Source organism: Bacillus sp. AK124 (assembly GCF_053903085.1).
This window is the reverse complement of record NZ_CP096378.1, coordinates 2242873-2256753: the sequence shown is the minus strand read 5'-3', so window position 1 is coordinate 2256753 and position 13881 is coordinate 2242873. Positions and strand designations below refer to the sequence as shown.

Below are 13881 nucleotides of genomic sequence, written 5' to 3'. Positions count from 1 at the left end.
CCTTACCGATAAGTTGTCTTCTGTTCGCTTATTTTTTTGTATAAAACAGACATATCTTTGTCGCCATATCCGTTCTGATCGGCTTCTTCATAGATGCCGAAGAGAATCTTGCTTACCGGCAGTTCAACCTCATTTTTCTCAGCCAAATCCAGTGCAAAGCCAAGGTCTTTCAGCAGCAGCTTCAAAGAAAAGCCAGGTTCATAGTTTTCATTCGCTATGAAACTTTTATAGTTGCGCTCATAGATTCGGCTCTGCCCATAGCTGACGTTCAGCATCTCAAACAATTTTTCGAGATCGAGATTGCTGTTTTTGGCAAGATGCAAGGCTTCACTGACGCCGGCTGTATAAAAACCGATTAAGAGGTTGTTGATCAGCTTCGTATTCGTTCCGCTGTCGATGTTTTCGTTCACATGAAAAATATTCTCGCCCAATACGTTGAAAATAGGCAATGCTTTATCAAAAACAGACTTCGGCCCCCCGACCATAAAGGTAAGCGTCCGGTTGACCGCTCCGATTACACCGCCGCTGACCGGCGCCGCAAGAAAATCAATTCCTTTGCTTTTCGCTTCCTCTGCAATCCGGATATTCAGTTCAGGAGCGACCGTGCTTGTATCAATCAGAAGGACGCCTGGTTCAGCCAGGTGTACGAGCCCCTTTTTCCCCAGAAAAACCTCCTCTGCAGCTTTTGATGAAGGAAGGCTTGTCAGGATGGCGTCACACTCTTTTACCATCTTTTCAACTGAAATCCCGATCGTTCCCCCTGCATGATGCAAGGCCAATTCAGCTTCTTTGTTAAGGTCCGTTCCATATACCGCAAAGTTCTCCTGAAGCAAATTTTTCGACATGGGCAGACCCATGTTGCCCAAACCGATAAACCCGATTTTTTTCAAACGGTTTCCCTCCGATCACACCGTATATTTTTCATGAGCGGCTATTTTCTCTGCGATTTCGCGTTTTTGAGCAAACAGATTGCTGAAAAGGGGCAAAGTAAGGCTGTGAACCTCTTCCAATTCGAGCTTTCTTTCAGCTTCATCAGATTCTATGCCTGATAAGGCGGTTACCGCCATCTCTTCGATTTTGCGGAAGCCTTCTTCACAAATAACGTTCGTCATCATTTCTTTCAACCGTGCTTTTTCGCTTCCGTATCTTTTGGTTGCCTTTTCGGTCCGGAGGGCGGCGGATTCCATCACATAGAGTTCTTTTTGCATGTCGGCGAGAATCCGCGCGTATTCCTGCTCCTTTTGAATGTTCACGCGGGAGCGTTTAAGCGCTTTTAATGTTTTGCCGAAAAGCCTGTTGGACAGCTGAATAAACCGCCGGTTTCGGTTTTCCCCGCTGCTTAATTGAGCTTCCGGCTCTGAGATGCCGTTTTGCTTCACTTCTTTCATCATCAGTTTGGCGATCGTCAAACGGTTAATCTCGTTTGTCCCTTCGAAAATCCGGCTGATCCTCGCGTCCCGGTACAAACGTTCGACTTCGTACTCCTGCATGTATCCGTAGCCGCCATGAATCTGTACCGCCTCGTCTGCATTTCGGTCGAGTATTTCGGAGCAGTGAACTTTATTGATCGCGCATTCGGATGCATAGTTTGTGAGTTTTCTCAGTCTGTCGTCTAATGGCTCAGCCGAATTTAAAACATGGTCCAGGCAGTCTGCCGTTCTGTAAGCAGCGCTTTCGGCGCCGAAAATCGAAATTGCCATGTCGGCAATCTTTTCTTGAATCATTGAAAAACCGATGATCGGCTTGTTAAATTGTTTGCGCTGTTTGGCGTAGCTAACGGCAAGGTTCAATGCTTGCTTTGCCATTCCAATGTTCGAAAACGCGAGCTTTAAGCGGGCCATGTTTAAAATGTTCAAAGCGACGTGATGACCTTTCCCGACATGACCCAAAACATTATCGTTTGGCACCTCGACTTCTTCGAGGATTAAGGTTGCCGTCGAAGACCCTTTGATTCCCATCTTCTTCTCTTCAGGTCCGATGGAAACGCCTTTAAACGAACGTTCGACGATAAATGCTGTCATGCCTTCCGCCGTTTTTGCAAAGACAACATATACATCAGCTACTTGCGCGTTCGTAATCCACTGTTTTTCCCCGTTTAAAACCCAGGCTGTTCCTTCCCCATTCAAGACGGCCGTCGTTTTTGCGTTTAAAGCATCTGAGCCTGCGCCCGGCTCTGTCAGAGCATATGCTCCGATCCATTCGCCCGATGCCAGTTTCGGAAGGTATTTTCGTTTTTGTTCTTCTGTTCCATAATAAATATACGGCAATGTCCCGACGCCCGCATGAATATTAAAGGAGACGCTGAACGATCCGCCGGCTCCCATTTTCTCTGCTACTAACCCGGAAAGCTTCTTGCTGAGTGAAAGGCCGCCGTATTCCTCAGGAACTTCGATACTGAGCAATCCGAGCTCTCCCGCTTTTTGAAACAATTTTTTCACGCTTTCGTGATCCTGCTGATCGATCGATTCAAGAAGGGGCATGACTTCATTTTTGACAAATGATTCTGTCGTTTTTGAAATCAGTTGATCTTCCTCTGTGAAATCTTCCGGCGTAAATCCTTCAGCAGCCGATTCGTGTTGAGAAATCAAGGGTTCATTCCATCGAATTTTTGCTTTCCCCATTGCTTTCCTCCTCGCTTCCGCTAAAAAGAGTGATAAACTGAGATAAAAAGACGATGAATCCGCTTACATTTTACTTGATACGAATCATCGTCTCCTTTTCTCATCCAGATAAGGACCAACCAATTATGAAGGGCACGGTTGTTTCGGTCATTTAGCAGGCTTTTCTTCTGCCTGTCGCCGGAACACAGCCCCGCTTTTTTGTTTCATGAAGCAACTGTTCCGCGAAAAGCTCCGGGCAGTGCAGCTGATGTGTAAGTTATGAAGCTTTTAATATCAGCTTATCAAATAATTGGAAGATTTCCAAATGTTTTTTTGGTTTACTCTATTTTACTTGTGAAAGCTTGGGAATATGCATTGTCCGCCTTGTGGCGAACGCGTTTTGGCAAGCCGGCATGCTTTTTTTGAAAAAATAAAACAGACCATCGTTTTGATGGTCTGTTCAGCTTGTCGACAAAGCCACAAAAAGTGGCTTGATCGACAAGCTTTTTTTGTTAAAATGTGAGTGAAATCTAGTTTTTGGAGGTTTTGCCATGTTGTCTAAGCACTCTAAAGATCAGCGCGAACAGCTTGAAGTCTTTGCCTTAAGTGAACTTGTCCCGGAAGACCATCTGGTCAGGAAAATAGAAGAAGCCATGGACTTTTCTTTTATTTATGAAAAAGTTGCTCCCCTTTATTCTTCAAAAGGGCGCCCAAGCATTGATCCCGTTGTATTGATCAAAATGGTTCTGATTCAGTACGTGTTTGGCCACCGCTCGATGCGCGAAACCATTAAACGGATCGAAACCGATGTCGCTTATCGCTGGTTTATTGGATATGGATTTTCTGAAAAAATCCCTCATTTTTCAACCTTCAGTAAAAACTATGAGCGCCGTTTTCATGATACGGACCTATTTGAAACAATCTTCTATAAAATCTTGCGTCAGGCCATGGATCTCGGTCTTGTCGACCCGTCGGTCGCCTTTATCGATGGAACCCATGTCAAAGCCAATGCGAATAAGAAAAAGTTTGTGAAGAAGATTGTGAGAAAAGAAACAAGAGCTTATCAGGAACAATTAGATCGAGAAATTAATGCCGATCGCGAAGCCAACGGCAAAAAGCCCTTAAAGCCCAGGCAATGCTCAGAAGAACGGGAAATAAAAGAAAGTACGACAGATCCTGAGAGCGGTTATTTTGTAAAAGGTGAACGGGAACGTCTTTTTGCTTATGGTTTTCATACAGCTTGTGACCGGAATGGATTTGTGCTGGGGGCGGTTGTTGAGCCTGCCAATATTCATGACAGCCAAGTGTTCACGACCCTGTTTCAACAGGTGAAAGAGCACGTCGCTAAGCCTCATACAGTCGCAGTTGATGCCGGATATAAAACGCCGTTTATCGCAAAGTTTCTAAGTGATCAAAATGTCCGTCCCGTCATGCCTTACACTCGACCACAAACTAAAAAAGGGTTCATGAGAAAACATGAATATGTATACGATGAATATTACGATGCTTATATTTGCCCTGACGATCACGTTCTGACATATCGCACAACCAACCGTGAAGGCTATCGGATTTATGCATCAGATCCAAACCGATGTGAACACTGTTCTTTTCTGAAGCAATGTACGGAAAGTCGAAATCATCGAAAGATGATTCACAGGCATCTCTGGCAGGATCATTTGGATGAAGCCGACCATCTTCGCCACACGGATGAGAATAGGCGAATCTACGCCAAACGCAAAGAAACGATCGAACGAGTTTTTGCGGATTTAAAACACAAGCATGGCCTGCGCTGGACAACCCTGCGGGGAAAGAAAAAATTGTCCATGCAGGCGATGCTTGTTTTCGCTGCCATGAATCTCAAAAAGCTGGCGAATTGGACTTGGAAAAGTCCAATTCGCCAGCATTCTCATCGAAAAAACAGAATAAATTGGACAAAAATAGGTCGGATTATAAAAATCCGACCTATTTTGTCAACAGTCTGAACAGACCATCGTTTTGATGGTCTGTTTAGAAAGTGACCGTTGATGGCTTATTCATTTGACAGGCTTGAGACGATACATTCTGCACGGCCGGCGATTGTAAATTCTCCAAAGCCCGCAGGCAGCAGCATGTGATCTCCTTTTTTAAAAGAAAAGTCGTTGCCGCAAGACGCATTGATCTGCCCTTCCCCTTCTATGACGCTGACAAGAAGAAACGGTTTATCCTGTTTGAAACAGGCTGATCCTTTTACATCCCATTTTGCTACTGAGAAATAAGGACACTCAATCAGTGCGGCAGTCTTGACATTACCCGATGTTTCATATCGAACGTCTTCGCGGCCAGGCGAAGACGGGACGTCGATCACTTCTATGCTTTTTTGCAAATGGAGCTCGCGCAGGTTTCCTTCAGCATCTTTTCTGTCATAATCATATAGTCTGTAGGTTGTGTCTGAATTCTGCTGCGTCTCCAAAATCAAAATACCTTTTCCGATCGCATGGACGGTTCCGCTCGGCACATAGAAGAAATCTCCCGGCTTCACTTTGACGCGGCGCAAGAGCTCGTTCCATTTCCCGTGTTCGATCATTGAGACCAGTTCTTCCCGCGTTTTGGCATGGTGGCCGTAAATGATCTCCGCATCTTCTTTACAATCAATGATATACCAGCATTCCGTTTTTCCAAGCTCCCCGTCTTCGTGCAGTTTTGCATATTCATCGTTTGGATGCACTTGTACGGATAAGTCTTGGTCGGCGTCCAAAATTTTTGTCAGAAGAGGAAAGCGGTCTCCCTTTATATGTCCGAATAAATGGCGATGTTCATTCCATAATTCGCTGAGTGTGAGCCCTTTATACATGCCGTTTTTCACGACGCTTTGCCCATTTTGATGGGCGGCGAAAGCCCAGCACTCCCCCGTTTGTTCGGATGGAATCTCGTAGCCGAAAGAGGCTAAAGCTGTGCCGCCCCAAATTCTTTCTTTAAAAACAGGCTCGAAAAATAATGGTTCAGTCATGACGGGCATCCTCCTTTTTTAGATGATTTCATCCAGAAGTTTGTATGCTTCTACTTTTGTTTGAGCAGAGAGAAGCTTGTCCCTGTAGGTGTCATCCATCAGTTTTCGGGAGAGCATTTGCAGAAGCTTCAGATGCTCGTTTCCCCCGCTTTCTTTCGGGACGGCGATCATAAAGATCAGTTTGGCGTCAGTTCCGTCAAGACTCTTCCAGTCGACGCCCGAACGTTTGATGCCGAATGCTACACTCGGCTTCTTGACGGCGTCAGACTTCCCGTGCGGGATCGCGATGTTCATGCCGATTGCCGTTGTCCCCTCTAATTCGCGGTTCATGATCGCTTGTTTAAATTCGCTTTCCGAATGCAGTGCACCTTTACGGGACAATTTTTGAATCATTTCATCGATAATGTCGTCTCTCGTATCCCCTGATAAATGAGGTTCGATCAAATCTGTATCAATGATGTCTGTGAGCTTTTTAATTTCCGGTATTTCGGATTTTTTGCTTTCCGCTTTTATTTCGATGTTCGGCTGCGGAATGTCATGAACTGCAGCAGTCTCACTTGCCCCTGCAGGAGCGGCTGCGACCTCTTTTTTGAGTACATTGACCAAAAGAGCGGTGACCAGGGATCCGGCAATAACGGCGATGAAGAACATCAACACATGATCGACAGCGCCAAGCACTGCTACAATCGGTCCGCCGTGGGCGACTCTGTCCCCTACATTACCGATCATGGCGATCACAGAACCAGTCATTGAACCCGCCATAATACTTGGTATGACGCGAAGCGGGTCCTGTGCAGCAAACGGTATAGCACCTTCAGTAATACCGAATAACCCCATTGTAAATGCTGCTTTTCCCATTTCTCTTTCTTGCGCCTGAAATTTTCTTTTTCCTAAAAACGTTGCGATGCCAAGCCCGATCGGAGGAATACAAATGGCGACGGCGATCGGACCCATAATTTCATAGTTTCCTTCACCGATCATGGCCGAACCAAACAGGAATGCCACTTTATTGACGGGGCCGCCCATATCAAACGAAATCATCGCCCCTAAAATTAATGCCAAAAGAATCGAACTTGAGCCCTGCATACCAGCCAGCCAAACCGTCAAAGATTCAAAGATTTGCGCGACAGGCGCGCCGATCAGCAATACGAATGCCAAGCCGACAATAAGCGAGGAAACCACCGGTATGATGATGATCGGCATGATCGGCTGAATGGCTTTTGGCACTTTTAATTTTTTGATGGCCAGCGCCGCATATCCGGCTAAAAAGCCCGCGATAATGCCGCCGAGGAACCCCGCACCGCTTCCGCTGCCGTAAAAGCTTCCTGTCGCTGCGATGTATCCGCCGATCATCCCTGGCACAAGCCCCGGTTTATCGGCGATGCTGTAGGCAATATAACCGGCTAAAATCGGGATCATGAATGAGAATGAGGCAGCCCCGATTTGCTCAATCGTTTTCCAAAAAGATTCATCAGGAATCACTAACCCTTTCGGCGTTTTTTCACCTCCAAGCGTCAGTGCGACCGCAATCAATAATCCGCCGACGACGATGAAAGGAACCATAAACGATACACCGTTCATTAAATGCCGGTAAATCGGATTTTGTTTTTTCTCAGTTTGAGCTGAGGCTTCCGTTTTCGCAGCCGGCCGATAGACAGGTATATCGCCGCTGATCGCTTTTTGTATTAATTCTTCCGGTTTTCGGATGCCTTCCTGAACACCGACAGCCAGAAGTTTTTTCCCGATAAAACGGTCTTTGTTGACCGAGCGGTCTGCGGCTATGATAATCGCGTCTGCCTCGCGGATTTCCTGCTCGGTCAGCTCATTTTCCACCCCGATGCCGCCTTGTGTTTCGACTTTCATTTGAACGCCCATTCGATCGGCCGCTTTTTGCAAATTTTCCGCAGCCATATACGTGTGGGCAATTCCGTTTGGACATGATGTAATCGCTAACAGTTTCATGCGAATCCTCCTTCTGAAACTAAAGTAGTGAGCAGCTCTTGTCATTACTTTATAATAAAAACGTGCGTGTAAAAGCGTTGTTTTTTACCGCATGTTCCGGAAAAACCGGCTTTTTTAAAAAAACCGGACTGCAATAAGGGGCGACTTGTAACACTTGGGACTGATTGTGAAAATGTGCCGTATTGCAACAATTGGGGACTGAAATTTTTCGAAGAGGTGTAAAGTGAGGACATTCCTTTTTAATGAAGGATATCTCGAAATCAAGAAAATCAAGGTTGAACTTGTCAGCAAATCCCTTGCTGAACACGAAGATGTTTCCACTACAATGAAAAACTATGATCTTCGAATCAAATATTTATGTAAAATCACTCTTTTATTCAAAAACCAAGATCCCTTTCTTGAGGGGTTTTGCTTTTTAGTGAAATGTAAAAAAGAAGGTATTTCCTCCTATCATGTCGAGAGGATTAAATTTTGAAACTTATTCTTTAATTTTCCGTATATCAATATAAAAATGGCATCTAATGCGGGGAGGAATATTCGTTGGCTGAAAAGCAAAAAAGGGTTCCATTTTTTAAAAAATATTGGGTTTCTCAAATTGGTGTATTTTTATTGTCACAGATAATTTTTATTACATTTGAAACAACAGGATGGATACCTAATTATAGAGAGATTGATGGAACACTATTTGGGAGAATTACGGAATCGTCAATTTTTAAAGAATGGTTTACTTTTTATGAAACACCACAATTAAATTTACTTACTGTCTTTTTTGGCGTCTTCTTTCTTGTGCCAGGAATAATAAGTGCATTAAAAAACGTATTTTCGCCTAGACACTATAGTAATAGCTCTAAATAACCGTGATTAAAAATAAATATGGTTGATTAAAATGAATAAATTTGAGAGGGGTTTTGCTTAGACTACTGGGTGCGATACTTCAATAAAGAGGTATCTATAATGTCTGACATTAAATAAGAAACCCATATTATTAAGGGTTCCAATAAATATCTTGACTTTTAATAAAATACCTCGACTTAGACGGCTTGATTTACATACAATAATACTTGGTATCGCAAGGATGAAAGAAATCGAGGAGTCTTTTGACAATTCGAAGACAGTTCCCTGTTTTATAGCGGCAACTGTGTTTTATGCGTACTCAAGTTTTCAATTTTTATACAGATGATGAAAAATTTCAATTGATCTGTATCCAGGCTTTATTTTCTTCGTGTTTATATTCGTTATTAAAAATGGAAGTGATCATCGATCACGAGCAGCACAATATAGGAGCTACTTGAACAGATGAAATCGGAGAAAGAAATGGCATCCTAATGGATGTCTCTTTTATTTTGAAATTGAAGGGGGTGAAAAATCATTGCAGAAACCGGAAATGATTCTGCCAGGATGGAACAAAAAAAGCAGGCCGTCCACCTGCTTAATCTGTCTTAGTTTTCTTCCATCTACTCTTAACAATCACCATGAACAAAATGTAAATCAATACAACGATGATATTATACTTAGGGTCAATTTTTAAAAAGAAAGTATTAAAAGTCATCACTAGAAGCATGAGGAGTGTTGTAATCCACCATACAAACTCATATTCTTTATCACCCTTCTCTTGGCTCTTTTTATGTTTAACCAGGTCAAAAATCAAACAAGCAGTCATAAGAACCACTAAAACAGTTGTTGTCACAGCAGACGAAAAATTTTCTCTAATAGTACTCATTATTATTCCAAACAGAGCACCACCTAAAAAAACCAAAAGAATTCTCATAAAATATCATGCCCTTCTTAATTCTATTAAAAAATATTTAGGTATATCCAAAGAAGGTTTATATTTAAGCAGATGAGCGAACGACTCCCGTTGGATTGAAAGTCTCCAATTGTTTGCTGTATTGTTAAATTATATCAGAAGAGATGGATGTTAAACAGATCATTGAGGTTGGTGGGTTAAACGAGCCCCTTCTGATTTACGAGAAACAGTTATTACGAACTAAAAAAGAGCAGTTTGCTCTCGATTGGATAAATTACCCAGTGTATTCATCTGGATTCTTGCTCAGTTCAGCAATACAAAAAAGAATAGGATAAGCAGAACTGGTCACTGTTCACCTATCCCATTCTGTTGTCATTTATCAAATGCATATCGATATTTTCTTGAATTTTAATGAAGGTCAAGGCAGCGCCCCGCCTTTAATAATCCAAATAAGATAAAAACGTCATGACATTTGTTTCTTTCGTCAGCTTTTGGATGAAAGCAGGCTGCTCGCTTAAGCTGGACAGCTCTTGAAACAATTGTTTTGTCATGTTTTGATCCTCGTGTTTGACAGCCAGCATAAAGACGAGCGATACTTTTTCAGAGCCCCAGTCAAGCGGCTCTTTTAATGTGGCGATCGCAATGGCTGATTGTTTAATCAATTTGGCGTTCGCGTGAGGAATGGCGATGCCCGCTCCGATGTTTGTCGCCGACATTTTTTCTCTCATGACTGCCTGTACAGCATATTCTTTTTCTACATAGCCTTTCTCGTATAAAGCCATCGCCAGCTGTTCAATCAGCTTGTAGCGGTGTTCTGATTCTTGCTGCAGGAAGACGAGGAAAGGAGTCGTGTCATTCAGCACTTTAAACGTTTTTTGTATTTGCCGGGACGATTCACCGAGCTGATCCATAAAAGCGCTGAGCTTTTTCTCATCGGCCGACTCGAGCAGCGGAGATACAACGATATGGGGAATTGATAAATCCTCCAGGCTGACCGTTGATATGACAAGATCGATATCTTCATGTCGTGCAGTATAGTCCGCCAAATCAGCTTTTGCGATGCAGTCCATCACGGCAATTTGGTAGAATATCCGTTCAATTTTTGTCCGCAGCAGTTGTGACATCCCGATGCCCATATGACAGACAATGATCGCTTTTTTATGCTTGTCTTTTCCATAGCTGAAGCGCTCGATCGCCGCTTGGAAATGCAATGTCAGATAGGCGGCTTCTTCCTCGGGAATTGAAAGTGAAAACGTTTGGTTGATGTCTTCAAGAACATCAATGACAATATGAAACAGATATGGGTACATTTTTTTGATATCGTTGAGCATCGGATTTGATACGGAAAGGTCATAGCTCAGCCGGTTTAAAACGGTATTAAGGTGAATTTTCAATCCGTTAATCAAAACCCGGTCCTCGCGGAAATCCATCATTTTCAACTCTGAGACACGCCGGATTAAATATTCGACAACCTTTGGAAGCAAAGGGTTTTCCAGTCCGTTCTCCCCTTCTTTCCCAAATGGATAACGAACTTTGCCGCCTAATATATGCAATGTTAAATAGACGGCCTCTTCTTCAGGAAAGCGGATCGCAAAAACAGCTTCCAGCCGTTTTAAACAAGCAAACGTCCACTGAAATTCTTTTTTCTTTTTGACTGCATCTATTTCTTCCGGAGAAATGGTAATCGGCTGTTTCATTTTGATGCGGCGAATCATCAGCAGTGTATGCAACAGTAAATTTTCGAACGTTTCATCAGTGAAATATAAAGAATGTCGCTTTTGCAATGATCTGATTTCGCTTTTAACAAATTCCACTTCATGGCTTAAAAATTGGCTTTTAATAAATCGGCTTGTAAACTCCGGGTTATCAATCAACTCCGAGATGCGCGCCAGCGCTTTTCTCTTATTTTTTTCACTTCCTTCGATCTTTAAACCGAGGCGCTGCTTGGACACAAGAGTGAGGCCAAACCGCTGGAGCCAAACTTCGATTTGATTCAAATCCCTTTTAATGGAAGACTTATTCAAGAAGTGCTCGGCAGCCATTTCTTTTGCAGAAACCGGCTTTGGATTCATTAATAACTGATAAGCGATTTGCAGCATCCTTTCTTCATCGGATTGCTGCTGTGCGGCGTGATGTTCGGTATATAACTGCCGGCTTAAACGGACCCTTTCATGATCTTCAATATTCAAATAAACGCCCAGTCCCGGTTTGCGAATCAATTGAGCATCAGAGTGCTGATTGAGATAATCTTCAATCGTTTTTAGATCATTTCTGATCGTTTTTTCAGAACACTTTACCCTGTCTGCGAAATCTTGTACGACTAAATAGTCTTCAGGTTCAGATAACAACAGATTCAGAATGTCTTTTTGCCTTGTATTCATATCTCTCTCACCTGTTTTTCTATCCTTCCCTAAAAAGAAATGATAGTATAAGTATACTACAAACGTAACCGTTTACATTATACAGTGAAATAAAAGGGTCAAAAGTTTCGTTTTTTACCGAAACTTCCGGAAAAAATGCTTTTATCAACACGGAAATTTTTCTTTTATAGGAATTTTTTATAATAGATGATAGTGGGAGGAAAGTAAAACAGCCGTACGGTTCTAAGCAACGAAAAAAGGATCAGCGAAAGCTCCTCCCGCTGATCCTTAAACTAAAATTCTCTTTTATTATAAAAGCTGAGCGATATCGCATATGAAACAGAAATCATCACGAGCAGTACGCCAACTAAAAGGATGAATGTGCCCGCATTTGACATTTCACTCAGAAAAGCCGTTAATTTTTGGCTTAGTGCAAGGTTTTCCCCCGCATTTATAAATTTAAAAAAGGCCGTCCCTCCAAATATAATGACGAAAAATATGATGATATTGGCCATTTTGGACTTCAAATAGCCATACTTAAAAATCAGAGGAAATGAGATCGAGCTAAATAATGTGACAGCCACAACAGCACCCATGACGCCTGAAAGTGTCAATGGGAAATCAAGCGGCAAGTGCAGCATATGTCCGATTGCATTGATCAAAGAATAGAAGAGAATGGCATAAGCCGCATAGACATAAACCGATACATATTTTGATAAGACGATGATGTTTCTTTTAATGGGCAAGCTGATCAGGATTTTATCACTGTTGTTTTTGTCTTCTAAGGAGCTTGCGCCTAATGCCAGCTGATATGTGACAGCCAAAACCGCCACTGTATATCCGACGAGCTCAAGCTGTGACAATGTAAAAGTAAAAAATATCATCAATAACAGCGATAGTTTCATTGCTCTTTTCTGCATTAAAATATCCTTTTTAATAAGATGATACATGTTGATCACTCCTGCCGGTTGAAAATACCAAAATATCCTCCAAAGTCGGTTTTTCGATCATGACCGAATCCCCGAAATGCTGAACGACTCCCCGCTTATCTTTGGAGAGCGCTTCGAAGCCATAGCTGTTTTTCTTAATGCCGATTAAGGCGTCTTCGTTTCCTTTATGCAGCGTATCGAGGTCTCCTTTTACAATGCAGTACTCCTCCAACAGCTCATCCTTTGTTTTGCTCAGCACGAGCCGGCCGTTATGAATGAAAGTGATATAGTCCGCTACTTTTTCTAAATCAGAGGTAATATGCGTCGAAAAGAAAATCGACTTGTTTTCATCCTGCAGCAATGTTTGCAGCACGTCGAGGAGCTCCGATCTGACAAGAGGATCGAGTCCTGATGTCGGTTCATCCATGATCAATAATTCGGCATGATGGGAAAGCGCGACCGCCAGTGAGAATTTCATCTTCATTCCTTTTGACAAGTTTTTGATCTGCCTGTTTAAAGGGAGCTGGAAGTCTTTTGCGTACCGCTGAAAAACAGCCTCATCCCACTTTTTGTAAAACGGTCTGATGATTCCTTTCATTTCGTTCGGTGTCAGTTCTTCGTAAAAATGATTTTCATCGTATACAAAGCCGATCCTCTGCTTGATTTCGATATTGTGCTTTTCATTGTCGAGACCGAAAATGCTGATGTCTCCTTCGTCTTTTTTGATCAGGTTCATGATCAGCTTGATGGTCGTGCTTTTTCCGGCTCCGTTCGGGCCGATAAAGCCCATAATATATCCTTTTTCAAGCGAGAAGTTGATGTTTTTTAAAGAGAAATCTTGATAATGTTTTGATACATTTTTTAATTCCAGTATGCTGGTCATTTTTACCACTCCTCATAAACCAGTTTGAGCATCTTTTGAAGTTCCTCGTATGTAAAGCCGATTTGTTTCGCTTCAGTGACGGCTTCTGCTATGTGTTCTTCGATCAATTTGACTTTTGTTTCTCGAAGCACGTCTTTGTTGATCGCTGCGACATACGAGCCCTTTCCCGCGACTGTGACGATAAACCCTTCTCTCTCCAGTTCGTCATAGGCTCTTTTTGTTGTAATTACGCTGATTTTAAGCTCTTTGGCCAGGTTTCTGATCGATGGGAGCGCCTCTGACTCCGAGAGTTCTCCCTTGACGATTTGATCTTTTAATTGGTTGACGATCTGCAAATAAATCGGTTCATCCGATGAATTTGAAATGATGATATTCAATGCATGACATCCCTCTATTCGTTATAACTGTATATAT

11 protein-coding genes and 1 pseudogene are annotated in these 13881 nt (G+C 42.7%); 3 read left to right on the top strand and 9 right to left on the bottom strand.

Going from position 1 to position 13881, the window contains the following annotated elements; genetic code table 11:
* Nucleotides 1-2: 2 nt before the first annotated feature.
* Together M1E06_RS11205 and M1E06_RS11200 are read right to left on the bottom strand one after the other, a co-directional pair.
* A complete protein-coding gene (locus tag M1E06_RS11205) occupies nt 3-890 on the bottom strand; it encodes an NAD(P)-dependent oxidoreductase (protein WP_020451657.1) in 888 nt (295 codons plus the stop codon).
* A 15-nt stretch (nt 891-905) separates the two neighbouring features.
* A complete protein-coding gene (locus tag M1E06_RS11200) occupies nt 906-2621 on the bottom strand; it encodes an acyl-CoA dehydrogenase family protein (protein WP_026579632.1) in 1716 nt (571 codons plus the stop codon).
* A gap of 530 nt (nt 2622-3151) precedes the next feature.
* On the opposite strand from M1E06_RS11200, the gene M1E06_RS11195 reads away from it, so the two are divergent.
* Nucleotides 3152-4582 (top strand): IS1182 family transposase, encoded by a 1431-nt coding sequence (locus M1E06_RS11195; RefSeq protein ID WP_035338155.1) that lies wholly within the window; start codon nt 3152-3154, stop codon nt 4580-4582.
* Between the two features lie 47 nt (nt 4583-4629).
* Here M1E06_RS11195 and manA read toward each other — a convergent pair whose 3' ends face one another.
* On the bottom strand, nt 4630-5586 hold the full coding sequence (manA, locus tag M1E06_RS11190; RefSeq protein ID WP_065643169.1) for a mannose-6-phosphate isomerase, class I: 957 nt from the start codon (nt 5584-5586) through the stop codon (nt 4630-4632).
* Nucleotides 5587-5604: 18 nt separating this feature from the next.
* Nucleotides 5605-7548, bottom strand: a complete 1944-nt coding sequence (locus M1E06_RS11185) for a PTS fructose transporter subunit IIABC (RefSeq protein ID WP_023857540.1) — start codon at nt 7546-7548, stop codon at nt 5605-5607.
* A gap of 253 nt (nt 7549-7801) precedes the next feature.
* Here M1E06_RS11185 and M1E06_RS11180 point away from each other — a divergent pair.
* Nucleotides 7802-7894: pseudogene (locus tag M1E06_RS11180) on the top strand (hypothetical protein); the annotation flags it as partial.
* A gap of 194 nt (nt 7895-8088) precedes the next feature.
* Nucleotides 8089-8403 carry a YfzA family protein gene (locus M1E06_RS11175; protein ID WP_075213313.1) on the top strand — a complete coding sequence of 105 codons (315 nt, stop codon included), beginning with the start codon at nt 8089-8091 and terminating at the stop codon, nt 8401-8403.
* A gap of 574 nt (nt 8404-8977) precedes the next feature.
* Here M1E06_RS11175 and M1E06_RS11170 read toward each other — a convergent pair.
* The 5 genes from M1E06_RS11170 to M1E06_RS11150 form a co-directional block, all read right to left on the bottom strand.
* Complete coding sequence (locus tag M1E06_RS11170) at nt 8978-9316, bottom strand: hypothetical protein (protein WP_224146076.1); 339 nt, start codon at nt 9314-9316, stop codon at nt 8978-8980.
* Between the two features lie 416 nt (nt 9317-9732).
* Nucleotides 9733-11676 (bottom strand): BglG family transcription antiterminator, encoded by a 1944-nt coding sequence (locus M1E06_RS11165; RefSeq protein WP_080131405.1) that lies wholly within the window; start codon nt 11674-11676, stop codon nt 9733-9735.
* Nucleotides 11677-11948: 272 nt separating this feature from the next.
* Nucleotides 11949-12605, bottom strand: coding sequence for an ABC-2 transporter permease (locus M1E06_RS11160; RefSeq protein WP_023857535.1), 657 nt, complete (start codon nt 12603-12605; stop codon nt 11949-11951).
* Entirely contained in the window at nt 12589-13467 is an 879-nt protein-coding gene (locus tag M1E06_RS11155) for an ABC transporter ATP-binding protein (RefSeq protein ID WP_035338678.1), read from the bottom strand. The genes M1E06_RS11160 and M1E06_RS11155 overlap by 17 nt, the downstream gene beginning before the upstream one ends.
* Before the next feature lie 2 nt (nt 13468-13469).
* Nucleotides 13470-13844 carry a GntR family transcriptional regulator gene (locus M1E06_RS11150; protein WP_035338680.1) on the bottom strand — a complete coding sequence of 125 codons (375 nt, stop codon included), beginning with the start codon at nt 13842-13844 and terminating at the stop codon, nt 13470-13472.
* Nucleotides 13845-13881: the final 37 nt, after the last annotated feature.

What these genes read in the sequence shown, in the direction of transcription:
- M1E06_RS11165 (WP_080131405.1), bottom strand. Translation starts at nt 11,676, where the DNA reads ATGAATACAAGGCAAAAAGACATTCTGAATCTGTTGTTATCTGAACCT.
- M1E06_RS11160 (WP_023857535.1), bottom strand. Translation starts at nt 12,605, where the DNA reads ATGTATCATCTTATTAAAAAGGATATTTTAATGCAGAAAAGAGCAATG.
- M1E06_RS11185 (WP_023857540.1), bottom strand. Translation starts at nt 7,548, where the DNA reads ATGAAACTGTTAGCGATTACATCATGTCCAAACGGAATTGCCCACACG.
- M1E06_RS11195 (WP_035338155.1), top strand. Translation starts at nt 3,152, where the DNA reads ATGTTGTCTAAGCACTCTAAAGATCAGCGCGAACAGCTTGAAGTCTTT.
- M1E06_RS11200 (WP_026579632.1), bottom strand. Translation starts at nt 2,621, where the DNA reads ATGGGGAAAGCAAAAATTCGATGGAATGAACCCTTGATTTCTCAACAC.
- M1E06_RS11155 (WP_035338678.1), bottom strand. Translation starts at nt 13,467, where the DNA reads ATGACCAGCATACTGGAATTAAAAAATGTATCAAAACATTATCAAGAT.
- M1E06_RS11170 (WP_224146076.1), bottom strand. Translation starts at nt 9,316, where the DNA reads ATGAGAATTCTTTTGGTTTTTTTAGGTGGTGCTCTGTTTGGAATAATA.
- manA (WP_065643169.1), bottom strand. Translation starts at nt 5,586, where the DNA reads ATGACTGAACCATTATTTTTCGAGCCTGTTTTTAAAGAAAGAATTTGG.